Here is a 24,949-nt window from a genome sequence, read left to right as displayed (position 1 = left end):
GGGTGGGGGATCCATGGAACCGGGTGACGCCGTACCACGGCAGCAGGTCTCCGCCGGGCGAGACGCTTTCACCGCCGTCCATCAGACGATCACCATCGTCAACGCGAAGGAGGCGCAGGCGACCGGCCGTGATCCGTCCCCGCTGCGGGTGTATATCTCCTCGACGTTCGAGGACCTCCCAGAGCACCGGGCCCAGGTCCGTCTCGCCATGCAGCGGTTGGACGTGACGGATGTGGTGATGGGGACCTACGTTGCCGAAGAGTCCCGGCCGCTAGACCGCTGCCTCGCTGACGTGCGGTCCAGCGACCTCTATATCGGCTTGCTGGCATGGCGCTACGGTTACATCCCGGACGGGCATGACAAGTCCATCACCGAACTCGAATACGACCAGGCAGGCGAGGCGGATGTGCCCCGCCTTATGTTCCTGCATGACGAGACCGCGCCCTGGCCGCCTGTCTGGGTCGACCGGGGGGCCGCCTACGACAAGATCGAAACTTTCCGTCAGCGGGTTGCCGAGCGGCACGTCTGCGACTTCTTCACCACCGCCGACGATCTGCGGTCCAAGGTGGCCGAGGCGGTGTCCCGCGAGATCCAGCGCCGCATGAACGGGGTGCCGGACCAGCGGATCACCGTGGCTGGCCGTGCAGAGTGGGCCCGATACCGAGGCCGCCTGGTCGATGAGTACCGACGGCTCGATCTCGACGCGCTGACCCCACCGGAGCGGGACGAGCACCTCGCGATCGGCCTGCGCGAGGTATTCGTCGAGCCGAACGTACGCGAAGACGTGTCTCCCCCAGAGCTGCCCAAGGCGCTGCAAGTGAGGATCCAGGAGTCGGCCAGGATCTCGGCCGACGACCTGCCGCAAGGAGTCGATCGGCAGCGATTGGAGCAGGTGCAGCAGTCGTATCGTGCCCGTCCGGCCGAGCTGGCCTTCGACGCTGTCGGCCAGCCCCGCGCCCGCCTGGTTGTGCTGCTTGGCGATCCCGGCGCTGGGAAGTCCACGCTGTCCCGCTATATCGCACTCTCCCTCGCTCAGGAGCAGGAGCACGAGAGACTTGCCGCACTGCGCGGTTACCAGCCGGTGCTGGTCGAGCTGCGGGACTATTCGTTGTCCCGCGACCGACACGAAACGCTCATTGAGTACCTCTCCTTCCGAGCCCGTTCCGACGGTCTCGGAGTGCCCGCCGAGGTCCTCGAGGATGAGTTGCATGGCGGCGGAAAGATACTGGTCCTGCTCGACGGCCTGGACGAGCTATTCGATCCGCGCGAGCGCGAGGCGGTAGCCCGGCAGATCGCCGGCTTCGCCGCGACCTACCCGAGCGCGCGGATCCTGGTCACCTCACGGGTCGTCGGCTACCGTCCCCGCATCCTGCGGGAGGCCGGATTCCGTCACTACACGATCCAGGACCTCGACCCCAAGCAGACCGACACCTTCCTCGAGTCCTGGTACGGCCTCGCCCTGGGCGACCGGCCCGCCGTCGCTGCGGGCCGGCGTGAGCGGCTGGTCAGGTCCATCCGCGAGTCCCCCTCTATCCGAGAACTGGCCGGCAATCCGATGCTGCTGACCATTCTGGCGATCATTGGCAAACATCAAGAACTGCCGCGCGAGCGATGGAAGGTCTACGATCATGCCGCAAGCGTTCTTATCCAGCACTGGGACGTAAACAAGCACCTCCAGGACGCCAGTGTCGACGCCGCAGTCATTCGCGAGGACGACAAGAAGGAGCTGCTCCGGCGCCTCGCCTACCGAATGCAGACCGGGGCGCAAGGCCTGGCAGGCAACCACCTGTGGCACGACGATCTCGTCGCAGAGATCAGGGACTACCTTCAGACCCGGTTCCAGTACGAGCCGACCCGGGCCGCCGCGATCGCAAACGCGATGATTGAACAGTTCCGGGAGCGGAACTTCGTCCTGGCCCGCTACGGCTCGAGGATCTACGGGTTCGTGCATCGCGGCCTTCTCGAATTCTTCTGCGCGAGCGAGATCGTGGCACGCTTCGAGAAGACCAGGGAACTGTCCGAGTCCGACCTTGTCACCGACGTCTTCGGCGGACACTGGGAAGACCATGCCTGGTCTGAGGTTCTGCGGTTGGTCACCGGTATGGTCGATGTCAGCGTCGCTGACCGGATCATCGCCCATCTGGTCACCGAAGCCCGGCCAGCCCACTCCGGCATGCTCGACAATCCGTCGCTTGAGGCGGTAACCCTCGCCACCCAGTGTCTGGTCGAGATCCGGAACATCAGCGCCGCCACGAACAGCGCCTTGCAGACTCTCGAAGCGCTGATCGCGACCCTGCGCCGCCCGATCCGCTCGTTCGCCGAGGCCCGCGACCAGCGCCTGGTGACGGCCGTCCTACCGGCCATCACCGCAATCGGCGCGCGGTGGCCCGGCCGGGAGCGGTACCTCGCATGGTTCGACGAATATGGCGGACGTACCGGGGTGCGGCCGGCGGCACAGTTCGCCGCGCGATTCGTCGCCGCGTTGTTCCCTGACTCTGACCGGGTTCGTGACGAACTCGCTGACCGGGCGATCACAGCCCCGGACAGTGACCAGCGCGGGGCAGCAGTACTCGGACTCTCCGCGGTCTGGCCCGACCGGGATGCCACGCGAGAGGTCGTCCTGTGTGCGGTCCGGGACCCCATCATCAATGTCCGATCAGCTGCGTTCGACGCAATCTCCGAACATTGGGCCGATCATCCCGACGCGCTGGCCGCTCTGTCCGTCGCGGTCCGTGACTACAGCGATGGCGTGCGCAAGTCAGCGCTTGTGGCTCTCTCCACCCACTGGACCGCCGAGCCGGTCGCCTTCACAGCAGTCTGCCAGGCACTCGTCGACCACGACAGTGAGGTTCGCAAAGCGGCCCTGAGCGCGCTGGTCACACGCTGGGGCCAACACGCCGACACCCTGCCGACCGTACGGAACATGGCGCGACACGATCCACACTGGGACGTACGCCGAGCGGCTCTCGAATTTCTTGCCGCCAGCTGGGCTGACGACCCCGAGACATTGCCGCTGGTGCGAAGGGCGTCCGAGGAGGTGGATGAGGACGTTCGCGAGGCGGCGTTGAACGCGCTCGTCGCGCAGTGGGCAGAGGACCCGAACACCCTGCTGGCCGTTCATCGCGCATTCGGTGACCTCCACGAGGGCGTGCGCGCGACGGCTGTTGATCTGCTCGCCACCCGTTGGCTAGAACACCCGAAAACCCCTGACCTCCTCGAGCAGGCTGGCCGGGACATAGACGGCGCCGTGCGGTTCATGGCGCGCGTGGCCCTGGCGCGGTTGTCAGGGGTGCCCGAAGACCCCGTCGCGGTCCTGCGCCAGGCGGCCGAGGACCCGGATTCCGGCATGCGCACAGAGGCGCTGGAGTCTTTCGGCGAGAACTGGAGCGAGGAGCCCGGCTCCGTCGAGGCCGTCTGGCGGGCGACTCGCGATCCGAGCCGTGGCGTGCGCCGTAAGGCGTTGGCGTTCCTGCTCGACCATTGGCCGCGCCATCGGTTGACCCGCCGGGCTGCACTGGCTGCGGTCGGAGATCCCGATGCCGACGCGCGGACGACTGCGATGCGGATATTGGCGATGTTCCATGCTGCCGATCCCGACGTGCGCCCTGTCTTTGTGGCCGCGACTCGCAGCCGGGACGGGATTGTTCGCCAGGTCGCGCTGGAAACACTTGCGGCGTCACAGGCCGACGACGTCGGAGCCCACCTGCTACGCCATGCCACCGAAGACCCTGACCCGACCATCCGGCAGTTCGCCCTCGAGTCGCTCATCGCCGATCCGCGCTGGGCGAGCGAGTGTGCCGCGGCAGTTGAAATCGCGTGCATGGATCCGGACGGCGGTGTCCGCGGGGTGACGCATCAGACCACCATTGCCGATCGGTTCGGACCCAAGGCGTCCCAGGCAGAACTGCTCATCGCCGCCAGATCGGCTGTGGCGCTCGACCGTGAGGCTGCGCTGTTCCAGCTCGTTGCGCGTGATCCGTCCGATCCGGTGGTCTGGGAAGAGGTACGACGGGCTGCCGCTGACATGGATGCCGAGGTGCGTCGCATGGCCTTTGATCTGGCAGTCATGTGGCAGCCGGATACCGATATTGGACGAGCGATCGCCGGCGCGGCGGCACGTGATTCCGTTTCCGGCATCCGATACTCCGCGATCAAGGCCTTGAGTCTTTCGGCAGCCGGCTGCGTACCTGATTCAGATCTGCTAGGGCGCGCCCTGATCGACCTCGACGACGCGATTCGGCAGTTCGGCGTTGTCACAGTGCTGTTGCGGAAGCCTGACGCCGTCGAGACGACGGTCTGGCTGGCGCGGGCAAGCAGTGACGCCAACTTCCATATCCGTCTGTTCGCCCAGCAGTCACTCGCCGAGCATTTCCGCGATGACACCTACGGATTCAGGGCCCTGAAGCGTGCCGCCAGAGCCAGCTCCTCCGCCGCTCGTGCCGCAGCCCTGGAAACGTTGGTCACATGTTGGCCTCAAGACCCCGACACATTGGCGGCCGTTTGCGAGGCAGCCCAGGATCCAGAGTCGACCGTGCGATTGGTGGCGATCGCGTCCTTGGCCCTGCGATGGCCACAACATGCGGAGGCCATAGCGCTCATAGACTACGCGCTGCGGGACGCTGACTTTCAGGTTGCAGGGTTTGCCCGGCACGCCCTCGTCATGCTTGGTCACATCGATCGGATCGTCACGATCGCCGATGCCACTCGGCTGACCAGGGACACCTGCCTGCCCGCACGTGTGGCAGGGCTGGAATTCCTGCTGATCCGCTGGCCGGATGCAGCGCAGACCCGAGAGGCGGTGCAACGAGCTCTGACCGACCAGCTCTGGCCGATGCACGGTATCGCACTCGATGCGACCTGTCTGTCCGCAGCAGACGATGAGGGCGTGGCGCTGGCCATCGCGGCATGGGCCGTCGGTCGCCCCGAGGCGGTCGCGCGGGGCAACGGGACCCAAATCCTTGAACACGTCGGGCTTCACCGGAACGACAGTCGAGAAAGGATTACAAACCTGCTCCACGAACCGGTGGGCTACATTCGTCGCGCCGGCTTCGAGATACTCTTGGCCGCATGGCCCGAAGAGTCGGAAACACGAGAGGTGGCGCGGCGGTCCGCCCGAGATCTGGACGATGATGTCCGTTTGGCGGCGCTCCAGCATTTGGTCAGGCACCGGTTCCGGGACGCGACTGCGAGCCGCGAGGCCTGGGCCGCATTGCGGTACGCCACGCTGGACCCCAACGAGGCGATTCGCCGATTCGCCGTCGAGACGCTGACAGCCTTCCAACCGAATGAACTCGGGACCCGAGTCGTGCAAGTGGCGGCCAGGCGCGATCCACAGCGCTCCGTCAGGGTTCTGAGGCTCGATTCGGTCCAGTCACCACCGCCGCTGTACCACTTCGACGACCTCGTACGGGCCGCGTCGTCATCCGACTGGACCCAGCGCTGGGATGCCATTGATCAGCTCAGCGTGCGTTGGCCAGATCATCCCATGGTCCTGGAACTCCTCGTGACGGCCGCGGTAGACCCCCATTTCGCACAACGCGAGCTCGTGTTATCTGCGTTGACGCGGATTCGACGGGACGACGCGAACATCCGTCGGATGCTATTTGACGCGGTTCGCGATCCCAGCGCGGTTGTTCGCATGACAGCCTTAGACCTCCTCATGGACTGTTGTCCCGATGCCGCGGAGACTAGGGACGCCATACTCGCGTTGTGCGGTGATTCCGACGAGCTAGTGCGCGGGCAAGCGTGCGCCGTCTATGCCTGGCGCTGGCTCAGTGGCATCGCGCGGCTTCGCAAGGTACTGACTGATTCCCTGAGAGACTCGCATTGGTGGGTTCGTTACCAGGCGGTAAAAACTGCGACATTGTTGCGAGAGGTCTCGCCCGACGACTTGCTGGGCGCCGCTGCCGACGGCGCACCCATTACCCGCTACTTTCTGGAGTTCTCTCTGGCCAGGTGGGTCAGCGGTCTTCCCCTGGACCTGCCCTCACTTCTCGGCCTGTACTCCAGTGCCGACCAGGCGCTCGCGGTCAAGGCAGGGTACGTCCTCGCTACGTCATGGGGTGACCGTGACGAGGTCCTGCCAGTACTCTATAGAGAGGCCGTAGGCGGGAATTGCTCCACGGCCATCAAGTCCGTGATTGCGCTGGTAGGTAGGCAGGGGCCTGGCGAGGAGACGCGGGATCTGCTGGCACGCGCGGTGACGTCCGACTTCTCAGGATTGCGCCGTGCAGCGATCGAAACGCTCGCCCTGCCAGCGTTCGGCGACATTACGGAAGTGGTGAATCGGATCATCGCGGATGATGATGTGGCCGTACGTCAGCCAGCTCGTGAGTGGTTGCAGAAGCGGTACTGTAGCAGTCCGCTGCTTGCCGACTTGAGCGCGGCGGCAGTACCTTCGGCTGATCGCGTCCTGGAACAGCTCGCCGCAGTCAAAGAGCTCGTTCTGTGGCGGCGCGACGATCACACGTTTCCTGCGCTTGTCCAGCAGGTTGCGAGGAACGTCTGCCTTACGGAGCACTCAAGCGAATGGTTACGCTGGTTCTGCGAGCAGTCTACCTGAAGGTGCCTATGGTGCCTCTGAAACCTGGCCGCGGGGCCCTGTTCTGGTCAGAACTTGGCCAATGAAGATCCACCATCTTGGTTTCGGCTGGTCAGGGGGCCTGGTGTGACAGTGCTCTCGGGTGTTCGCACTGGTCGTGGACGGGTGTCTTCGGTGTAGATCGTTCGTCCGGGTGGTTCGCGCTGGTTCCGACCGCGGCGCCTGGCTGTGGTTCCTACGCTCGGCTTCATGACGGATTCGGTGATGCTGGAACGGATCGCCGCGCGGCGTGCCGAGCTGGACCTGCTGGAGGAACAGCTGGTCAAGCAGCTGGACGAGGTGCGCGTCGAGCGGGACGAGCTCGTGGTGGCCGAGCGGGTCGTGCAGCGGTTCAGCGAGCAGGACGTCCTGGAGTACCTGTCGCTCGCGCCGGCGCCGGAGGAGGCTCAGGTGGGTGGCCGGTCGGTGCTGCTGATCCCGGTACGCGTGGGTGATGGCGACGTCGGCGTGCTCCCGGCGGACTACCAGCGCATCTGGACGATCGTCCGCGACGCGGCCGGGCCGGTGAAGGTCAAGGAGGTCGGGTCGGTGCTGGGCCTGCCGGTCGGGGAGCGGGGCAAGCTGGAGCCGTTGCGGGCGAAGCTGAGCAGGCTCGCCGACCGTGGCTGGCTGCGCAAACTCGCGGACGGCCGGTTCACGATCGCGTTCTGAACACGCCCCGCGGATGCCGCTTACCGCCTGGGTGTCGACGACGCCGTAATCCACCACCCCTGCGTCCACGGAATCCACCAGGGTCCGGTCCGTGTCTGAAGCTACTCGCTCTTGGTCTCCGTGGTGTCTGCGGACCGTCCGGGTCGCCTGTTCGGGCGATAGCTGGGGCCGTTCATGAACACCTGGTGACTGTTGTTGATCAGCCGATCGAGTAAGGATTCTGCGACAACAGGGTTCGGGAACAGGGGATACCAGTCCGACGGCTGCCTGTTCGAGGTCAGTGCCATGGCGGCTCCGCGTGCGGTGCGCTCGGAGACGAGCTCGTAGAGGTCGTCGGCCTGGGCCGGGGTGAACTCGCGCATCGCGAAGTCGTCCAGGATGAGCAGGGCGGGGCGGACGTAGTCGCCCAGCCGTTTGTCGAAGCTGCGGTCGGCGTGCCCGCCGGCCAGGTCGGCCAGCAGGCGGCTGGTCTTGGTGAACCGGACCTCGGCGCCACGGCGGATCGCGAGATGGCCCATGGCCTGGGCGACGTGGGTCTTGCCGACCCCGACCGGGCCGTAGGCGATCATCGACTCGCCGGCGGCGAGCCAGCGCAGTCCAGCCAGGTCGCGGATCTGCGCCGCGGGCAGCTTGGGGGCGGCGGCGAAGTCGAAGCTTTCAAGGGTGGCCTGCGCTGACTCGAACGTGGCGCGGCGGATGCGGCGGGCGATGGCCTGCTGCTCGCGCCGGGTGATCTCGTCGTCGCAGAGCACTTGCAGGAAGTCCAGGTGGCCGAGATCGCCGCCGCGGGCCTGGGCTAGACGGGCGTCGAGGGTGTCCAGCATCCCGGACAGCTTCAACGCGCGCAGCGAGTCGTGCAGGCCCGGGTCGAGCACCGATGAGATGGTCACAGCTCGTCTCCGTTCGTGGTGGTGGCGGTCGCTTCGGCCGCCTGTTGTCTCATGCGCAGCGCGAGGCGTCCGGCCCAGGCCAGGGACTCCTCGGTCCAGTCCCGGTAGCCCTCGATGTGGTCGCCGTAGGCGATGTCGGCCAGGTCGGCGATGAGGTAGTCGTTGCCCCTGGCGGCGTATTCCAGGAAGACGTCGATGATGCGGGCCAGCTCGACGGCCTCGTCGGGGAACAGGGTCACGGTCGGCTCGCTCATCGCGCGGCCTTGGTCACCATGGCGGGCAGGGCGTCGCCGCTCGGCATGGTGAGGACGGCGTCCACGGCCCGCATGGAGAGCGTGTCGTCCGCCGCCTGCCGGTGCTCGGCGGCCGGGTCGGCGCCGAACAGCTGCTCGGGGCCGTGCAGGAACGCCGCAGCGCCGGCATCCCCGGTCGCCCTGACCTGTGCATCGTCCTCGATCCCCAGGGTGAGGATGCCCTTGATGGTGCGATACGACGGGTCGCCGGCTGTCAGGGCCTTGCGGCAGGCGGCCTCCAGCCGGGCCGGGTCGTGCCGGTCTCGAAGCCCGAGAATGCCTTGGGCCTGCCGCAGGCTGGACATCACCCCGCGCTCGCCCAGGGCGGCGATCACCTCCACGCAGGCCGGTCCGACCTCTTGTGCGGTGGCGCGGCACCAGGCCGGGGTCCGCATGTAGTAGGCGATCTTTTCCTCGGTTATGTGGAATCTGGAGCGCAATGTCAAGGCTGTGTGCGACGTTGGTTGACTTCGACTGTTCAATCCATGAGTCCAGCATTTGATCGACAAGGACCCCGCCAGCCGGGCATGATGCGGTCATGATCAGCCGCGTCGAACGCTATCTTGCCCACCTCGACCGGCTGTCAGGAGAGGTGGAACCAGCCTTCACGCCTTTCCCGTCGACCAGCCCCGGCCTTGGCCAGGTCACCGTCATGACCTACCTTGACCATCCCTCACCCGGCTACCTCGTCGGCCATACCTACGGGCTGTCACTGGCTGACCATCCAGCCTGGCGGAATGGCAGCCGGGAGCTCTCCATCAGCGTCCGATCCACAGATCGCCTCTGGGCGATGGCGGCCGGACACCTCGCCGAGACACTGCGTGGCAAGTGCCCGTTCAGCTACGGAAGCACGATCGACTTCGGCGAACCGATCTCCACCGAGTCCGCCATGACCGCGTTCGCCATCTACGAGCCGACCATCGCCGATCCGCAGAACTTCCGAGTCGACGTCAGCCCTGAGGGACACGAAGGCCACGACGTCATCAACATCGTCGGGCTCTACCCCATTCACGACGTCGAGCGGCAGTTCATCTCGGACCAGGGGCTCGAAGCGTTCTGGAACCTGGAATGGGACTCGTTCGACGTCACACGGCCCCCGGCAATGTGACTGGAGCCCGAATCAGCCGCACCGAACCTCCGACGGGCCAACAGGATGCAATTCCATCGCGGGTCCGGAACGACATAGGTGGGTATCGTGCTCCCCGGATCGTCCCATCTAACTGATCGACGCAGGTCAGAATGTCGTGGGCGGATCACCTTAGCTGGGAACGAATATCGACGATTGGGAGCAAGGTTGCCGACGGCGGAACCTCAAGCTGCCGTGGTGTGGGTCCGGCGGGAGTCGGGACGTCGGCGAGACGGTCGAGCAGCCTGCTCAGCGCGGCTTGACCGTCGTCGACGGCTTCGCGTTCGTCGTCGGTGAGCGGGATGGCGGTGAGCATCTTCTGCAGGTTGGTCTTCGCCTCGAGGAGCTGGGCATTGGAGGAGTTCTTCGGCGTGTAGAAGTCGCACTTTGCGCAGGCCATGCGGTGTGGGCACTGTTCGAAGAACGTGTATCCGCAGAGCCCGTGGCCAAGGTCGTAGTGCTGCCAGGGCTCGCCGACAGCCGCCTGCCCGCTGGCGATCGCGTCGCGGTCGATGAGCACTTCGATGGTGCGGACGTTGCGCTCGAAGTATCCGGCGTCGCGGTAGGCGCGGGTCAGCGTGTTCGGGGTGATCTTGGCGTAGTGCCTGGTGGACTCCGGTGAGGAGTGTCCGAGCCAGGCTTGCAGCTCGAACAGCGTCATCGGTTCCTTGGCGTCGTAGAGCTGGCTGGCGATGGTGGAACGGGCCCGATGGCTGGTGATCGCGCCGCGGACGTCGGCGGCCGGGACGCCGGCCTTGCGGCAGAGGGTCGGGATGATGCTGTTGTTGATGTAGTGCTTGTCGACCCGCTGGGCGCGGAACGCGAACAGGAAGTGGACATTCTCGCCGGTCTTGCGGTCGAGCATCGTCGGCTGGCCCGGGCGGACCTGCTGCCATGCCTCGAGGGCCTGCCCGAGCAGCGGGTCGACGGGCTTGGTGAAGGCGCCGCCGGTCTTGTGCGTGGGGACGTCCAGCAGGCAGACGGCGTCGCGGACCAGGACGGTGTCGTCGTCGGCGCGGATGCCGTGGCCGTCGTGCTGCCAGCGGATGCAGCCGACGCGCAGACGAGCGATCTCGTCACTGCGCTGCCCGCTGAACAGCCAGACGAGGGTGATCGCCCGGACCAGCTCCAGCGGATAGCCGCGACCGGCGGAAAGCGCCAGATCCCCGGTCTCCAGGTTCAGACCCGCCCACAACAGCTTCGCCCACACATCATCGGCGATCACGCGAGGATCCGGGCCGGTCAGTGCTTTGATGCTGCGCGGTGTGGCCAGGGCGGTGCGGGGATCGAAGCGTCGGGGTATCCACTCCCACTCCTGCAGGTCGCGGAAGAAGGTTCGCGTCATCCGCAGGTAGCCGGCCTTGGTCTTGGGCTTCACCGGTTCACCGGCCCGCCCGGCCGGGACGCGTTCGACATGCTCGCCGACGGTCATCCGGTCGATCGCGGCAACCCACGAAGCGCAGGTCTGCCGCGTCCAGTCCGCAGGTCCGACGACGTCGGGGTGCTCGGCGGCCAGCCACCGTCCGGCCTTCGCGATCACGTTCCGCGTGATGCCGCGGGTCTTCGGGGTGAGCGTCGAGGTGGCGAACCAGCGCTCGAGCATCGACGTCCACGCCTCCGCTGCGCCGGAGATCGGCACCGGGCCCGAGCCGACGGTCGCAGGCGGCGTGACGATCCCGAGCTGGGCCACGGCCCGATGGACGCCGTGGACGGAGCCGTCGAGGCGCCCGCCCAGCAGCCGATCGCGGCGTACTCGATGGAACAGGTCGTCGGTGAGATCGGCCAGCAGCGGGCTGCGGTTGATAAGCAGCAGCTGGCAGGTCGCGGTGGCCCACCGGTCCTCGGTGCCGCCGTATCCCCATCCGGCCAGGACCTGCTGGACCTGGTCGACCGCCGCGTCGACGGGCTCGCGGCCGAAGACGCGCCAGGCCAGAGCCGGGCGGTGGAATCGGCCGATGCTGTGCAGCTCGGTGAACCCGGCCAGCAGATAGCCGTAGGCCAGGACGTAGGGACGCGTGCCCTTGTCGAGCCAGCCCTCCCACGGTCGGCCGAACTCCTCCGCGCCGGCGCCGATCAGGGCCGTCCAGTCCTCGGCGGTCCACTGCCAGAACGCGGTGCCCAGCTGCCCGCTGCGCATGAGCACCAGGCCGATGGCGTCGATCGCGAAACGCCGCTGGTGGCGCAGATCCGGAGGCTGCCAGCGCAGGGACGCGCGGGCCGCCTCCAGGGGTTGCAGCAGTCTGCCAATCGGCCGCCACAGACGCTGGTCATCCCGGTAGTTCTGGCGGCGCAGCAGATCCGCGCCGAGCTCGACGAGGCAATGCCGCTCCCGCCGGGACAGCTCGCGCCGGTCGAAGTCGGCGGCGTCCAGTAGCCGCCCCGCTGTCTCGTCGATCACCGCGACGGTCATCGCCCGGCCTCCGAAGCGGTGCCGTCCATCGCGGCGAGCGACTGGGTGCGCCAGGCGTGGATGTGGTCCATCGTCCGGTTCAGCTTGTCGGCCAGGTCCCTGCCGGACAGGTGGATGTAGCGCAGCGTCGACTCACCCGAGCGATGGCCGGCGAAGGTCGAGATCGCGTGCAGCTCCCAGCCCATCCGGGCCAGGTCGGTCAGACACAGGTGTCGGCAGGTGTGCGTCGAGAAGCGGGCGATCCCGGCCTCGTCCGCGACCCGCCGCACGACCTTCGACCAGGTCCACAAGCTCACCGGATCGCCGAAGTTGCGGCGCGACTCCGACAGGAACAGCAGGCCCCTTGCCCGGCTGATCGTCGCGCGATGAGCGAGGTATGCAGCCAGCAGCATCCCGGTCGGCACCGAGTAGGGCACTACTCGCTCCAGCCGATTCTTGGTGTTCTCCGCTCTGATCCGCACCGTCCGGTGAGCCGGGTCCAGGTCGTCGGTGCGCAGCGTGCACAGCTCCTCCCTGCGTAGCGCCGCGTCGTAGGACAGCGCGAGCATCACGCGGTTGCGGATCGGCTCGCGGGAAGCGACCGCCAGCAGCTCCAGCCACTGACGCTCGTCAGGAATCCACGGCAGCTTCACCAGCCGCGGGACCAGGCCGCGATCGTGCCCTCCGAACCGTCGGCCCGGCGTGTACTTCCCGCGCCCGACCGGGTTGGACTCCCGCAGGCCCTCCTCGATCAGGTGGTCGTAGAACAGCCGGACCGGAACCATTATGTGGAATCTGACTTGTCAACCTGGACGGGTTCATCGGAGCCGCCAACCGACGCCCGGTCGTCAACTGGTTACCGTCGTCGCCGTAGGATCTGAAGCATGATCGATCTGTCTGGCCTCGATGAACGCTTCGCCCGCCTGGCCGCGGAATACGACGTCCATCGGACGGCCGCGCACGCAGCCGTCGTTCGCTGGGAATGGTACGACGACGAGGCGTTCGACCTCCGTCCCCTTCACTACCAGCGGGACCTGAGTCATCCGGGGCATCGCCTTGCCGAGCGGCCGGACCTGGCGCAAGACCATTTCCAGATCGGGTTCGACGCGGACGATCGTCTGGTGGCCATGCTCGAATACAGCGGCTTCCTCGGCGGCAAGCTCTACTACGAGACTTTTCGCACATACCTGGTCGACACCGTCGAGGAAGCCCACTTTCATGCCGACGGCCGCCCGATCTACCTGCACGAGTTCGGCTTTGAGGCAGGCCGCATGCGGTCGGTGGCGATGGTCGCCACCGGTGGCGGGGGTTGCGAGACCTACGACTACACCGACGACCAGGTGACTCGCATCGTGACCCATCATGGAGACAGGCAATCCGGAGCCCTGCTTCCACTCAGGTTCTATACAGCCATCGACGCCGTCTACGACGACGAAGGACTGGTCCGTCTGGAGATTTCCGAGCGTCTGGGCTCTCCGCAGGTGAAGTACGAGCGTCCGCCAGTGGGCTTCACAGTCGAAGACGCCTGGGCAACGGTCCAACAAGAGTTGCTCACCCAGATCCCTCGCTCCGTTCGCGATCTGGCGATCGATACCCCCGCCTATTGCATCGCGCTCATGTACGACGAGCGCGCGGATCCGACCGATTTCACCATCCATGTCGGCCTCGATGAGGATCGGCGCGTTCACCTGGCCGACAAACCCGACTCGGATGTCATCTGGTCGCCGGCGGACATGGCCCACGAGACGTCGGTGGACCTTGGCGCGGTCTCTGACGTCGCACGTCTTCTGGCCCAGGAACTCACGTTGACCTGCTCCGACATGGGCAGGGGCCTTCTCTGCGCGATGGCAAGTTTGCTCAGCGCGGCCGATTGGATCACAGTGTTGCCGATCACGAAGGACTTCGTGGTGTACGCGGTGGACGTCGAGATGGAACACCTCGACGACAATCTGCGCCGCTCCGACATCTAACGGCCGCCTGCCATCGGAGCTTTGCAATCGGCCCGGGTCTATGCCGGTTTCTACTTCACCTCGATGATCGGCAGGAGTGTCGCCGTCGCCGGGATGCCGAGCTCCCGCGGCGTGGCGCCGGCGGGGGTGGGTGTGTCGATCAGCCGTTCCAGGAGTTGGTCAAGGGCTGTCTGCCCGTCATCAACGGCGGCCCGTTCGTCGTCGGTGAGCGGGATGTTGGCCAGCATGCGCTGCAGGTTGTCCTTTGCCTCCAGCAGTTGACCTTTGCTGGAGGCTTTGGGCGTGTAGAAGTCGCACCTGGCGCAGGCCATCCGGTGCTGGCACTGTTCGAAGAACGTGTAGGTGCAGTAGCCGTGGCCGAGGTCGTAGAACTGCCAGGGCTCGCCGGCCGCGGCCGCGCCGGAGGTGACGGCGTCCCGGTCGACGAGGACTTCGATGGTGCGCACGTTGCGGGCGAAGTATCCGGCGTCGCTGTAGGCCTTCGCCAGGGTGATCGGTGCGATCTTGGCGTAGTGCTGGGTGGCTGCGGGTGAGCGGTGCCCGAGCCAGGCCTGCAGCTCGAAAAGCGTCATTGGTTCCTTGGCGTTGTAGAGCTGGCTGGCGATGGTGGAGCGGGCTCGGTGGCTGGTGATGTTGCCGCGGACGTCGCTGGTCGGGACGCCGGCCTTGGCGCACAGCGCGGGGATGATGCGATCGTTGAGGTAGCGTCCGCCGATGCCTTGGGCCCGGTAGGAGAACAGCAGCTGGACGTGCTCGCCGGTCTTGCGGTCGACGGCGGCGGGCTGTGTGGGGCGGACTGATTCCCAGGCGGCGATAGCCTGTCCCAGCAGCGGGTCCACCGGTTTGGTGAAGGCGGTTCCGGTCTTGTGCACCGGGATATCGAGCAGGCAGACCGCGTCTTTGGCGAGGACTTCGTTGTCGGTGCCGGGAACGCGGACGTCGTCGCGTTGCCAGCGGATGCAGCCCACCCGCAGCCGGACGATCTCATCGGAGCGCAGCCCGCCGAACAGCCAGGTCATCGCCAGTGCTCGGAGCAGCTCGATCGGGTGGAGGCGGCCGACGGGTTGCGCGTAGATGTCGCAGTGCTCGATGTTGAGGCCGGCCCACAGAAGCTTCGCCCAGATGTCGTCGGCGATCACGCGAGGGTCCGGACCGATCAGTGCTTTGATGCTCCTGGGTGTTGCCAGGGCGCGGGTCGGGTCGAAACGCCGTGGTATCCACCCCCATTCCTGACAGTCGCGAAACAGCTGGCGGGCCCCGGCGAGAAGGCCGCTCTTGGTCCTGGGCATCAGGGGTTCGCCGATGCGCTCGTGCACGGCGATGTCGGTCTGGGTGTAGTCGCCGATGCGCATGCGGTCGACGGCGGCCACCCAGGCGGCGCACAGCTCGCGCGTCCACTGCTCCGGCTGCTGGACCTCGGGGTGTTCGGCAGCCAGCCAGCGTCCGATGCGGAGCATCTGGGTGCGTCGGCATCTACGGCTGCGCGGCGGCAGCGTGGAGGTGTCGCACCAGCGCTGCACCCACTGCGCCCACGGCTCGGACACGCCTTCCACCGGCGGCGGGCTAAGCCGAGTCGGCGGTTGCGGCGGGCTGGTCAGGCCGAGCGCGGCCAGCGCCCGGTGGACGCTGTGGAAGTTCTGGCGCAGGGAGTAGGGAATCGTCGTGTTGGTGCGCAGCTGCTGCAGGACCTCCGGTGTCAGATCCGCCAGCAACGGGCTGCGGTTGAGCAGCATCGAATGACTGAGCAGGCCCACGGTTCTGGCGGTGACCTGCGGGGACCGCTGCCCCCAGCCGTGCAGCACCGCGGTGACCTGATCGATGGCCTCATCGACACGGGCCTGCCCGAACACCTTCCGAGCGACGGCGGTGCGCCCGACATTGCCCAGCAGCTGCAGGTCGGCGAACCCGAACAGGTATGCCATCGCGATCGCATAGGAGCGTGCGGAGCTGTCGGCCCATCCCGGATACGCCCGCCGATACGCCTTCCCGCTGGTCCCCAGCACGTCGGCCCAAGCCGATGCGTCCCAGGCCCAGAAGCTCCTGCGCTGCGTGGCGCACCCGCGCAGCAGCAGCGCGACGGCGTCGACCGCCGAGCGGCGGTGGAATACGTTATCTGCGACGTCGAGGTGCTCCCGGGCGGCGGCGAGAGGCTGGACGAGTCGGTGGATTGCCCGCCACTGGGCCTGATGCGGATCCTGCCACCGGTCCGGCCACTGGCGCAGCCCCCAGCCCAGCTCCTCGAGCGCGGACAGCTCAAGGCCGGTGAGCGCAGCCGAGGAGTCGTACTTCGCCGGGCTGATCGGCCAGGTCCAGGCGGGAGCCGCGGCCGTCAGGTTGACGGCCGCCGAGGACAGTGCGGTCACGACTTGATCGCTCCCGGCTTGTGCTCGCTGAGGCTGGCCAGCATCTCCATCCGCCACGCGTGGATCTGTTCCATGCCGCGCTGCAGCTTCTCGGCCAGGTCCCGGCCGGACAGGTGGATGTACTGGAGTGTGGACTCGGTGGAGCGGTGGCCGGCGAACGTGGCGATCGCGTGGAGCTCCCAGCCCATCCGGGCCAGATCCGTCAGACACAGGTGCCGGGTGGTGTGGGTGGAGAATCGCTCGACCCCGGAGGCCAGCGCGATCCTTCGCACCACTTTCGACCAGGTCCACAGGCTCAACGGCTCGCCGTAGTTGCGGCGAGACTCCGACAAAAACAACAGGCCCCGCTCCCGGCTGATCGTCGCGCGGTGGGCGAGGTAGTCCGACAACAGCACACCAGTGGTCGCCGAATACGGCACCACGCGCTCCATGCGGTTCTTCGTGGTCTTCGCCCGTATTCGAAGCATGCGATGCGCTGGGTCCACATCGTCGGTGCGCAGAGAGCACAACTCCTCGCGCCGCAAGGCGGCATCGTAGGCCAGCGCAAGCATCACCCTGTTCCGGATCGGCTCATCCGCAGCAGCCGCCAGGACATCCAGCCACTGCTGCTCGCTGGGGATCCACGGCAGCTTGACCAGGCGGGGAACAAGGCCGCGCTCGTGTCCGCCGAACCCACCACGAGGCGTGTAACGACCCCGGCCCACCGGATTGGAGTCGCGCAGCCCGTCCTCGATGAGGAAGTCGTAAAACAGCCGCACGGGCACCAACCGCTGTTGAAGCGTGGCGTTCGACAACCCGGCCCCCGAATCGATCGACACCACGTTCGTTCCACGCTTGCTCGGGCGCGACGTCAGTTCGCGAACATAGACGGCAACGTGCGCCCGGTCCGCGGTGATCGGGTCGACTGCCTCCCGCTCGCACACCGACAGATACTCGGCCAACCCACGGGCGTAGGCGTCGATCGTCCGCGGTGCTCGCCCGAGGTCGGTCCATACTCGCAACCAGACCGCGGCTCGCTCGTGTCGGCCCAACACCGGCCACTTGTCCTCCAGCACCACTTCGGCGCCCAACGGATCTCCTCAGTTCGTGGTCGTACCGAGCAGACATGATCGCCTACCCGGTCTGATTCCACGTAACTAATAGGCGCTGCTGGATCGTCGCGTTCGACAATCCGGAGCCCGAATCGATCGATACGACGTTCGCTCCGCGGTGGCTGGGCCTGGTGGTGAGTTCGCGGACGAACACCGCGACATGCGCCCGATTCGCGGTGACCGGATCCACTCGCTCCCGTTCGCACAGCTCGAGGTACTCCGACAGCCCTCGGGCGTAGGCGTCAATCGTGCGAGCCGCCCGCCCCAGGTCGGCCCAGATCCCCAGCCACTCGGCCGCTCTCTCGTGTCGGCCCAGGACTGGCCACTTCTCCTCGAGCACCACCATGCCCACCATGACTCCTTCGATACCGGCGAGACCGTACCGGAGCCGAACACCCGGCACGTCAGATTCCAAGTAACTAAGAGCAGGTCGTCGTGGTCGGTGCGCTTGCCGCGCGTCGCGGCGACGTGCGTCTTGACCAGGGCTCCGCCGTGGAAGACCTGCACCATGGTGGCGGTGGCGCGCACGTCGACCCGCTGCCCGAGCAGTCTCCACGGCACCGAATACAGCGCTTTGCCGACCTTGACATGGCAGTCCGGGCCGACCTTCGCTGTCGACCAGGTCGCCAGAGTGAACCGGGTTGGTGGCAGCGGGATCAGCGCCTCGCGCTCGGCGGCGGTGAACACCGCCAGCGGCATCGCCCCGTCCAGCCCGCGGTGCGCGCGGGTGCCCGCGACCTGCAGACACCAGGTGATCGCGGCGGCCTGCATCTCGGCGATGCTGCCGAACTCCCGGCCCCGCCAGAACGAGTCCCTGATATAAGGGACTTGTCTCTCGACCCGTGGCTTGTCCTTCGGTTTGCGTGCCCGAGCCGGGTCGATCAAGGTGCCGTAGTGCGTCCCCAGCTCGCCGTATGAGCGGTTCAGCTTCGGATCGTAGAGGTCCGGCCGGTCCACCCCGGTCTTCAGGTTGTCCGGCACCAGCCGGCGCGGGGCCCCGCCGAAGAAGTCGAACGCCGCCACGTGCGCTGCGGTCCAGCTGGCCTGGTCCATCGTGAGCACCGGCCGGACGAACATGTGCCGTGAGCTGGCCAGCACCATGATGAACGCCCAGATGCGCCGCCGCTTGCCGGTCACCGGGTCCGTCCACATCCCCAGGCTGCCGTAGTCGATCTGCGCTTCCTTGCCAGCGGGCACCTCCGGCCGCCAGACTGTGACCTGCCCGCGCGTCACCTCCTCTGGCAGATTCGCCTCGATCCACCGCTTCAGCGAAGTCAGCCCCGCCTCCAAGCCGTGCTCGTCACGCAGCCGCTGGTGGATCGTCGCCTTGGTCACCCCGGCCTTCAACTGCTCGACGATGTAGTCCCGGTGCACCGCGATCTCCGGCCACGTGACCTGCCGCAGCTTGGCATCGGCCACCTTCGGGAACCACTCGGCGACCCTGGCCCGCCAAGCTTCCTCACCGATCGGCTCACCACCCGGGACCAGCCCAGCGGCCTCGGCCGGCGCCAGGTACTTGCGGATCGTGCCCCGGTCCAGGCCCAGGCTCTCAGCCAGCTCCGACTTGGAGCGGCCGGCGTACCAGTGCACGTACAGCTCGATCAAGTCCACCATCGTGAACGTCCTCCTTGCCATCGGCTCCCTCGCCCTCACCGTCACGGTGAGCGGGAGCGTGGTTGGTTGGAGGACCGGACCCGGGTCGAAGACGACCGCCGTCACCCTGGTGGATTACGGCGACGATCCCCGGTCCGGCTGGTGGATTACGTGGACGCGATCAAGGTCCTACTGGTGGATTTCAGCGACGCCGACAGCTATGAGATACGGGTCCAACACAACGACACCAAGGTCACCGGCAGTCGCCGGGCGGTCAACGGTGTCGTGGGCCTGTTCGTGCCCAAAGCCGCGATCCGCGAGCGGTGCCACCGCTACATGACGAACGGGAAGCCCGCGATTCGCGGCGTGCTGCTCCACGACGAGGACTACACGATCGTCGAGAAGTACGGGGCCGAGTATCGCGGGATCGTCCAGTACTACCTGCTCGCCCAGGACGTGTTCCGCCTGAACGGCCTGCACTGGGTCATGGAGACCTCCATGCTCAAGACCCTGGCAGCCAAGCACAAGTCCACCGTCGCCGCGATGGCCCGAAAGTACAAGACGACCATCGACACCCCCGACGGACCCCGGACCTGTTTCCAGGCTTCCGCGCGCCGGGAGGGCAAGTTGCCACTGGTCGCCCGCTTCGGCGGGATCCCGCTCCAACGCAAACGCACCGCCGTCCTGGCCGACCGACAGCCGATCATGGCTACCCGGCACAACGAGTTGATCCTTCGGCTCCTGGCCGGGAAGTGCGAGCTCTGCGAGGCAAGAGATGGACTGCAAGTCCACCACCTGCGTAAACTCGCGGACCTCAACAAGCCAGGTCGGCCCGAACCGCCACCGTGGGTGGTCCTCATGGCGACACGCCGACGCAAGACCCTGGTGGTCTGCTCGGCGTGCCACCACGACATCCACAACGGACGGGCCACCGCCACCACCCGGAAATGATCACTGGAGAGCCGTGTGCGAGGAAACCCGCCAGCACGGTTCGGGAGGGGGCCGACGGAAAAGGACCCGAACCACGGGCACCTCGCCGGCGGCCTACCTCACCCTGAACACTCACCTGACCGCTGGGATGAAGCAGTACATCGCCGCCCATGATTGGCTGACCGTCTACCAGCTGCCGGCCTATGCGCCACAGCTCAACCCAGTCGAGGGCATCTGGTCGCTGATCCGCCGGAACCTGGCCAACACCGCGTTCACCGATCCGGAACACCTGATCGCAGCCGTCCGCCGGGAACTGCCCGCGGTCCAGTACCGATCCTGGCTCGTCGACGGCGTCCTGGTCGGCACCGGACTGGCGGTCACCGCGTCATGAACCCGGCCAGTTCCCGCGCCTGATCCCGCAACCGGTCCTGCCAACCATCAGGGTCGATAGCAGACACGGCGCTGGGGCCGGCTTGGACGTCACGCCGTTCTGCGGTGTTACCGGACGACCGGTCGAGCCGCTCCAGCATGATCCCGGCCCGGTCGGCCAGGACCAGTATCGTCGCGAGGAAACCTTCCGATAGGGCAGAGATGACCACATGGTGCGTTCGCCCACGCCAAGCCAGCAGTGCATGGACGAACGCCTCGAACACCTCGGGATTGATCTGAGCCTCGTCGTCCCGCATCGGACCGATCCCCGAGGGCAGTCCTACTTCCTCCTCGAACAGCGCCGCCTGACGCAGGAACAGCCGCGACGCCCCGTTGGACGGGTTCCAAAGTGTTACCTCGCCCAGCTCGTAGTACTGGCTCACCTGGCATCTCTCCGCTGGCCGATCGACAACGACGCCGCCATCGTAGGACGCCTGGAATCGATCGAGCCGAGCGACCACGCCTACGACATCACCCTTTGAAGGTCAGTAGTTTAGGAGCATCTGCGTCGGGCTGTGGCCGAACAGACCGGTCTTGTCCAGGAGCGCTGTATCGACCGCGTAGCTGCGGGGATCGTGGTGCGTGTCGACGACCTCGAGGTCGACACCGCCGATGACGTCTTGGACCGCCTGCGCGATTTGGGCGATCTGGATGTTTCCATGGGCGGCTGCGACGTTGAAGCACCTGGCTGTCCTGGACAGGTCGCCCGCGAGGGCAGCTTCGACGTCAGCCGCGGCGTCGCGGACGTGAAGGATTGGGCGGTAGTTCGTGGCTGCGCCGGTGAGCTCGATCCGTCCGCGCGTTACCGCCGAGGCTGCCATGCGGTTGACGACAAGGTCCGTGCGCATGTTGGGTGACGGGCCGAAGAGCGTGGCGAATCTGAGGATCACCGGGGTGAACCCGTCGCCTGCCAGGGCGCTGATCCGTTGCTCCGCTCGGTGTTTCGTCACGGCGTAGACACTCAGAGGGTTGACGGTATCGCTCTCTATGGCTGGACGGCCCCCACCTGCACCGTAGACGCTGCACGTCGAGGCGAACACGAAGCGGGCTATCCCGTGCTGTCTGGCCATGTGTGCAAGTCGGACTGAGTGTACTTCGTTGACGTCGACACAGACGTCCTGATGGAGTTCTGAGCAGGCGTCGTTGGACAGTGCCGCCAGGTGGACGATCCCATCTATGCCGTCGAGGTCGGCCCCGTCGAGGTCTCTGACGTCCCTGCTGGAGGATTTCGGTCCGGGAAGGTTGGCGAAGTAGCCGGCATCGATGCTGACCACCTCATGCCCGCGCCGGAGTAGTCGTTGGGTGACGACACCACCGAGGTATCCTTCGGCCCCGGTCACCATGATCCGCACTAGCGCCTCCATGTCCTCATCCATTCGCTTCCCAGGAAACCTGGTTCATCGCCGGTGTACGAGGGCTTCGGTGCGCATTCTCCGCGCACGCTTGCATCCATCGATCAGCACTGCCAGCCGCTGACCAGCGCAGACGGGCCGTGAGGCTGCTTGCGCGCCGCCAAACCCTATGTGCAGAGAATGATCGGGTCGCTACTATCCGAAGCCTGGCTCATGTCAGCGCTCGTACACACGGAGGGGCGACCGATGGCCGAAGGTCTGCGCCGATGGCGCGACGAGAACAACCTCACGCAGGAGGACTTCGCCGCGGTCGTGAGGACCCAGGAGCTTGGTATCGCAGTCGCATGCAGTCCCCAGCTCGTCGGGCGATGGGAACGCGGCAGAATCGGCATGCCGTCCCACGCATACCGACGCTGCCTCCAGCGGGCTACGGGACTATCCGTGGAGGACATGGGCTTCCGCGTCTCGTGGGCCTTCCCGGACGAAGAGGACGGCGAGCAGGACCAGACGCCGCCGATCTTCGGTGTCCAGCCGTGGCCGACGCAGCCCCGTCCAGATCCCACCGTCAACGAACCACCCCTCTTCGCATTCGGCCCCATGTGCCGGCCGACGACGGCTGCCGACCTCATCGCGCTTCAGGCTATGGCGAGGGCGGCCACCGCGACCGACCGCCAGTTCGGCGGCGACTGCATGCGTCAAATGCTCGACGCCTACCTCACCGAGTGCGTCAAACCTCTGATCGTCGACGACCATGCATCGGCCCCCGCAGGCGCGCTGCTTGCTGCAGCCGCCGAGCTGGCGATCCGCGTTGCCTGGATGAATCTCGACGTCGGAAATGTCGCCGCCTGCCGCAGCCACATGGCCACGGCGTTCACCTGGGCGCAGGACTCCGGCGATAGCGCAGCACTGGCGGTGGTCCTCGCGATGCGAACCTTGGAACACATCTGGCTCAACAATCCCAGACAGGCCATCACTAGCGGGGCCGCAGCCGTCCGCCTATCCACCGAAACTCGAGACCGAAGACTCCACGCATTCTGCCTGGGCAAGTTCGCCCGCGCGCTGTCGATGGCGGGCAAGCCAGACCACGCTGTAGAGGCGATGCAGGCCAGCCGAACAGCACTGGCGGCGGTGGTCGACGATGATGATGGACGCTTTTCGTGCCTCGACAACTACGGCTCGGTCTACGCACTGGACGACGACGCCCACTGCTTCTACGGAATGTGCCGACACTCCAGCGTGCTTGAGTTCCACGACGAGATCCTTGCCCATGCCGATGCCGTGATCCCTGCCCGGAAAAGCGCCCTCGCAAAGGCAACCAAGATCCGATCCCTGATAGCGCTCGATCAGATCGACCAAGCCTGCTCCGAGACGAAGGAACTCGCCGCCCTGGCCGTGCAGATCGCATCGAAACGCGTCAGCGACCGACTCGGCTTGGTGATGGCCGCACTGAAGCCTCACCGCAAGTCGGATACGGTTCTTGATCTGGAGGAGACAGTCCGCGGGCTTGTCGCGGGTACTGTTGCAACCCGGTGGCTTGTGCATATTGCTGCCGCGCCTTGAGACCCGGTTTTGCGTGTCAAGGTGTGGCGAAGCCGACCCGAAGGGCTCGGCCCTGACTCGACGGGCTGGGCACCACAGCTGTCGCCAGGCCGCTCCAGAGCAGCCAGCAGGGCGCGCGAGATCACCGGCCGCCATTCTCGGTCACGTCCTGGGATGTGGTGTACGAGTTTGTCGCTGTTAGGGCGTGTCTCCCGGATATGAGATGGCCATCGGGTGATCTTCGAGAACGACCAAGAACTCGAAGAAAGGGATCACCACGATGACCGTTCTGACCAGTGTGCCCGCCGGAGACGACTTCGAGCGGCAACTCGCCGCTGCCGAGCCGGACATGTTGCGGGCGATGGTCAAGTCGTTCGCCGAGGCGCTGATGTCCGCCGAGGCCGACGCGATCTGCGGCGCCGAGTACGGGCAGAGCTCACCAGAGCGCACCAACTCCCGCAACGGGTACCGCACCCGGCCTGGGACACCCGGGTCGGCAGCATCGAACTGGCGGTGCCCAAGCTGCGCTCGGGCTCGTACTTCCCAGAGTGGCTGCTGGAGCGGCGCCGCCGCGCTGAGCAGGCGTTGATGTCGGTGGTGGCGACCGCCTATCTGCTGGGCGTGTCCATCCGCCGAGTGGAACGGCTGGCCGCCGAGCTGGGGGTGACGCAGCTGTCCAAGTCGCAGGTGTCGGCGATGGCCAAGCACCTGGACGAGCAGGTCGCCGCGTTCCGTAACCGGCCGCTGGACGCCGGGCCGTATCCGGTGCTGTGGATCGACGCACTCACCCAGAAGGTGCGGGAGAACGGCCGGGTGCTCACCGTGCATGCCCTGGTCGCGGTCGGCGTGAACGGCGACGGGCAGCGGGAGATCCTGGGCATCGACGTGGCTCGGCTGAGGACGGCGCCGGCTGGCTGGCGTTCCTGCGCGGTCTGACCGCTCGTGGCCTGGCCGGGGTGCAACTGGTCATCTCCGATGCGCACCGCGGCCTGGTGGAGGCGATCGGCGCCGCGATCCCCGGCGGGGCCTGGCAGCGATGCCGCACCCATTACGCCAGGAACCTGATGAACCAGGTGCCCAAGACCGCCTGGCCGTGGGTGGCCACGCTGCTGCGCACCATCTTTGAGCAGCCTGACGCCGACGCGGTGCACGCCCAGTGTGAGCAGGTCATCGCCGCCCTGGAGGTCAAGTTCCCCAAAGCCGCCGCCCATCTGGACGAGGCCAAGGCCGACCTGCTGGCCTTCACCGCGTTCCCGCACGAGATCTGGCGGCAGATCTGGTCCAACAACCCGCAGGAGCGGCTGAACAAGGAGATCCGCCGCCGCACCGACGTCGTCGGCATCTTCCCCGACCGCGACTCGATCATCCGGCTGGTCGGCGCCGTGCTGGCCGAGCAGAACGACGAATGGGCCGAAGGCCGCCGTTACATGGGCCTGGAAGTGCTGGCCAAGATCCGACGGCTCGCCGCCGGCGACACCGGCGGCGAGCCGATCACCGAACCAGCCCTGATCGCCTAACCTGAAACACGGATCACCCGCTGGCCGTCTCATACACCACCAGCGCGGACGTGACCCCATTCTCTGCAGGCTCCGGGAACCCGGGCAACGCCCGTCGCGGCCAGGCTTCGTCCGTGGTCGGAAGTGCCGGCGGAGAGCGGTCACCGTCATCGCCCATTCCTGGGCAGCGGCCTGTCCGGCCTGTTCAGCCAGCCGCTTGGTGTGCGTCCGTGCAC

At 66.6% G+C, this 24,949-nt stretch carries 16 protein-coding genes and 2 pseudogenes; 8 read left to right on the top strand and 10 right to left on the bottom strand.

Features of this window, described 5'->3' with window-relative positions; all coding sequences use genetic code 11:
- The first annotated feature begins 13 nt into the window (after positions 1-13).
- Entirely contained in the window at positions 14-6,562 is a 6,549-nt protein-coding gene (locus tag ABH926_RS35360; protein WP_370370313.1) for a HEAT repeat domain-containing protein, read from the top strand.
- Positions 6,563-6,790: 228 nt separating this feature from the next.
- Positions 6,791-7,252: a hypothetical protein gene (locus tag ABH926_RS35355; protein WP_370370312.1), complete on the top strand. Its 462-nt coding sequence runs from the start codon at positions 6,791-6,793 to the stop codon at positions 7,250-7,252.
- Positions 7,253-7,353: 101 nt separating this feature from the next.
- Here ABH926_RS35355 and istB read toward each other — a convergent pair whose 3' ends face one another.
- The 3 genes from istB to ABH926_RS35340 all read right to left on the bottom strand — a co-directional run bounded on the left by istB (position 7,354) and on the right by ABH926_RS35340 (position 8,830).
- Positions 7,354-8,076, bottom strand: a complete 723-nt coding sequence (gene istB / locus ABH926_RS35350; protein WP_370370326.1) for an IS21-like element helper ATPase IstB — start codon at positions 8,074-8,076, stop codon at positions 7,354-7,356.
- A gap of 62 nt (positions 8,077-8,138) precedes the next feature.
- On the bottom strand, positions 8,139-8,396 hold the full coding sequence (locus tag ABH926_RS35345; RefSeq protein ID WP_370370311.1) for a hypothetical protein: 258 nt from the start codon (positions 8,394-8,396) through the stop codon (positions 8,139-8,141).
- A complete protein-coding gene (locus ABH926_RS35340; protein ID WP_370370310.1) occupies positions 8,393-8,830 on the bottom strand; it encodes a hypothetical protein in 438 nt (145 codons plus the stop codon). The genes ABH926_RS35345 and ABH926_RS35340 overlap by 4 nt, the downstream gene beginning before the upstream one ends.
- 143 nt (positions 8,831-8,973) lie before the next feature.
- On the opposite strand from ABH926_RS35340, the gene ABH926_RS35335 reads away from it, so the two are divergent.
- Positions 8,974-9,543 carry a suppressor of fused domain protein gene (locus tag ABH926_RS35335; RefSeq protein WP_370370309.1) on the top strand — a complete coding sequence of 190 codons (570 nt, stop codon included), beginning with the start codon at positions 8,974-8,976 and terminating at the stop codon, positions 9,541-9,543.
- 145 nt (positions 9,544-9,688) lie between these two features.
- On the opposite strand, the gene ABH926_RS35330 is transcribed toward ABH926_RS35335, so the two are convergent.
- On the bottom strand, positions 9,689-11,971 hold the full coding sequence (locus ABH926_RS35330) for a tyrosine-type recombinase/integrase (RefSeq protein WP_370370308.1): 2,283 nt from the start codon (positions 11,969-11,971) through the stop codon (positions 9,689-9,691).
- Positions 11,968-12,735 (bottom strand): annotated as a pseudogene (locus ABH926_RS35325) (tyrosine-type recombinase/integrase); the annotation flags it as partial. The gene ABH926_RS35330 and the pseudogene ABH926_RS35325, both read right to left, overlap by 4 nt.
- 99 nt (positions 12,736-12,834) lie before the next feature.
- Between ABH926_RS35325 and ABH926_RS35320 the strand changes: the two are divergent.
- Positions 12,835-13,920: a hypothetical protein gene (locus ABH926_RS35320; protein ID WP_370370307.1), complete on the top strand. Its 1,086-nt coding sequence runs from the start codon at positions 12,835-12,837 to the stop codon at positions 13,918-13,920.
- 50 nt (positions 13,921-13,970) lie between these two features.
- Here the strand turns inward: ABH926_RS35320 and ABH926_RS35315 are convergent, their stop codons facing one another.
- The 3 genes from ABH926_RS35315 to istA all read right to left on the bottom strand — a co-directional run bounded on the left by ABH926_RS35315 (position 13,971) and on the right by istA (position 18,988).
- Positions 13,971-16,283, bottom strand: coding sequence for a tyrosine-type recombinase/integrase (locus ABH926_RS35315; protein WP_370370306.1), 2,313 nt, complete (start codon positions 16,281-16,283; stop codon positions 13,971-13,973).
- Positions 16,280-17,353 (bottom strand): tyrosine-type recombinase/integrase, encoded by a 1,074-nt coding sequence (locus tag ABH926_RS35310; protein ID WP_370370305.1) that lies wholly within the window; start codon positions 17,351-17,353, stop codon positions 16,280-16,282. Before ABH926_RS35310 ends, ABH926_RS35315 begins: the two co-directional genes overlap by 4 nt.
- A gap of 66 nt (positions 17,354-17,419) precedes the next feature.
- A complete protein-coding gene (gene istA, locus ABH926_RS35305; RefSeq protein WP_370370304.1) occupies positions 17,420-18,988 on the bottom strand; it encodes an IS21 family transposase in 1,569 nt (522 codons plus the stop codon).
- Positions 18,989-19,138: 150 nt separating this feature from the next.
- Between istA and ABH926_RS35300 the strand changes: the two genes are divergently transcribed.
- Both ABH926_RS35300 and ABH926_RS35295 read left to right on the top strand, forming a co-directional pair.
- Positions 19,139-19,918 (top strand): group II intron reverse transcriptase/maturase, encoded by a 780-nt coding sequence (locus tag ABH926_RS35300; RefSeq protein WP_370370303.1) that lies wholly within the window; start codon positions 19,139-19,141, stop codon positions 19,916-19,918.
- 13 nt (positions 19,919-19,931) lie between these two features.
- Positions 19,932-20,288 carry a transposase gene (locus ABH926_RS35295; RefSeq protein ID WP_370370302.1) on the top strand — a complete coding sequence of 119 codons (357 nt, stop codon included), beginning with the start codon at positions 19,932-19,934 and terminating at the stop codon, positions 20,286-20,288.
- Here ABH926_RS35295 and ABH926_RS35290 read toward each other — a convergent pair.
- Together ABH926_RS35290 and ABH926_RS35285 are read right to left on the bottom strand one after the other, a co-directional pair.
- Positions 20,275-20,709, bottom strand: a complete 435-nt coding sequence (locus ABH926_RS35290; RefSeq protein WP_370370301.1) for a DUF6086 family protein — start codon at positions 20,707-20,709, stop codon at positions 20,275-20,277. The two genes, ABH926_RS35295 and ABH926_RS35290, sit on opposite strands and share 14 nt — an antisense overlap.
- A 102-nt stretch (positions 20,710-20,811) precedes the next feature.
- Positions 20,812-21,702 (bottom strand): SDR family oxidoreductase, encoded by an 891-nt coding sequence (locus tag ABH926_RS35285; RefSeq protein WP_370370300.1) that lies wholly within the window; start codon positions 21,700-21,702, stop codon positions 20,812-20,814.
- A gap of 222 nt (positions 21,703-21,924) precedes the next feature.
- On the opposite strand from ABH926_RS35285, the gene ABH926_RS35280 reads away from it, so the two are divergent.
- Both ABH926_RS35280 and ABH926_RS35275 read left to right on the top strand, forming a co-directional pair.
- Entirely contained in the window at positions 21,925-23,238 is a 1,314-nt protein-coding gene (locus ABH926_RS35280; RefSeq protein WP_370370299.1) for a helix-turn-helix transcriptional regulator, read from the top strand.
- A gap of 259 nt (positions 23,239-23,497) precedes the next feature.
- Positions 23,498-24,734, top strand: a pseudogene (locus ABH926_RS35275) (IS256 family transposase).
- Positions 24,735-24,949 lie beyond the last annotated feature (215 nt).

The organism is Catenulispora sp. GP43 (genome assembly GCF_041260665.1).
Lineage (GTDB): Bacteria > Actinomycetota > Actinomycetes > Streptomycetales > Catenulisporaceae > Catenulispora.
The sequence above is the reverse complement of the archived record's forward strand: the minus strand, read 5'-3'. Positions and strand labels throughout refer to the sequence as shown.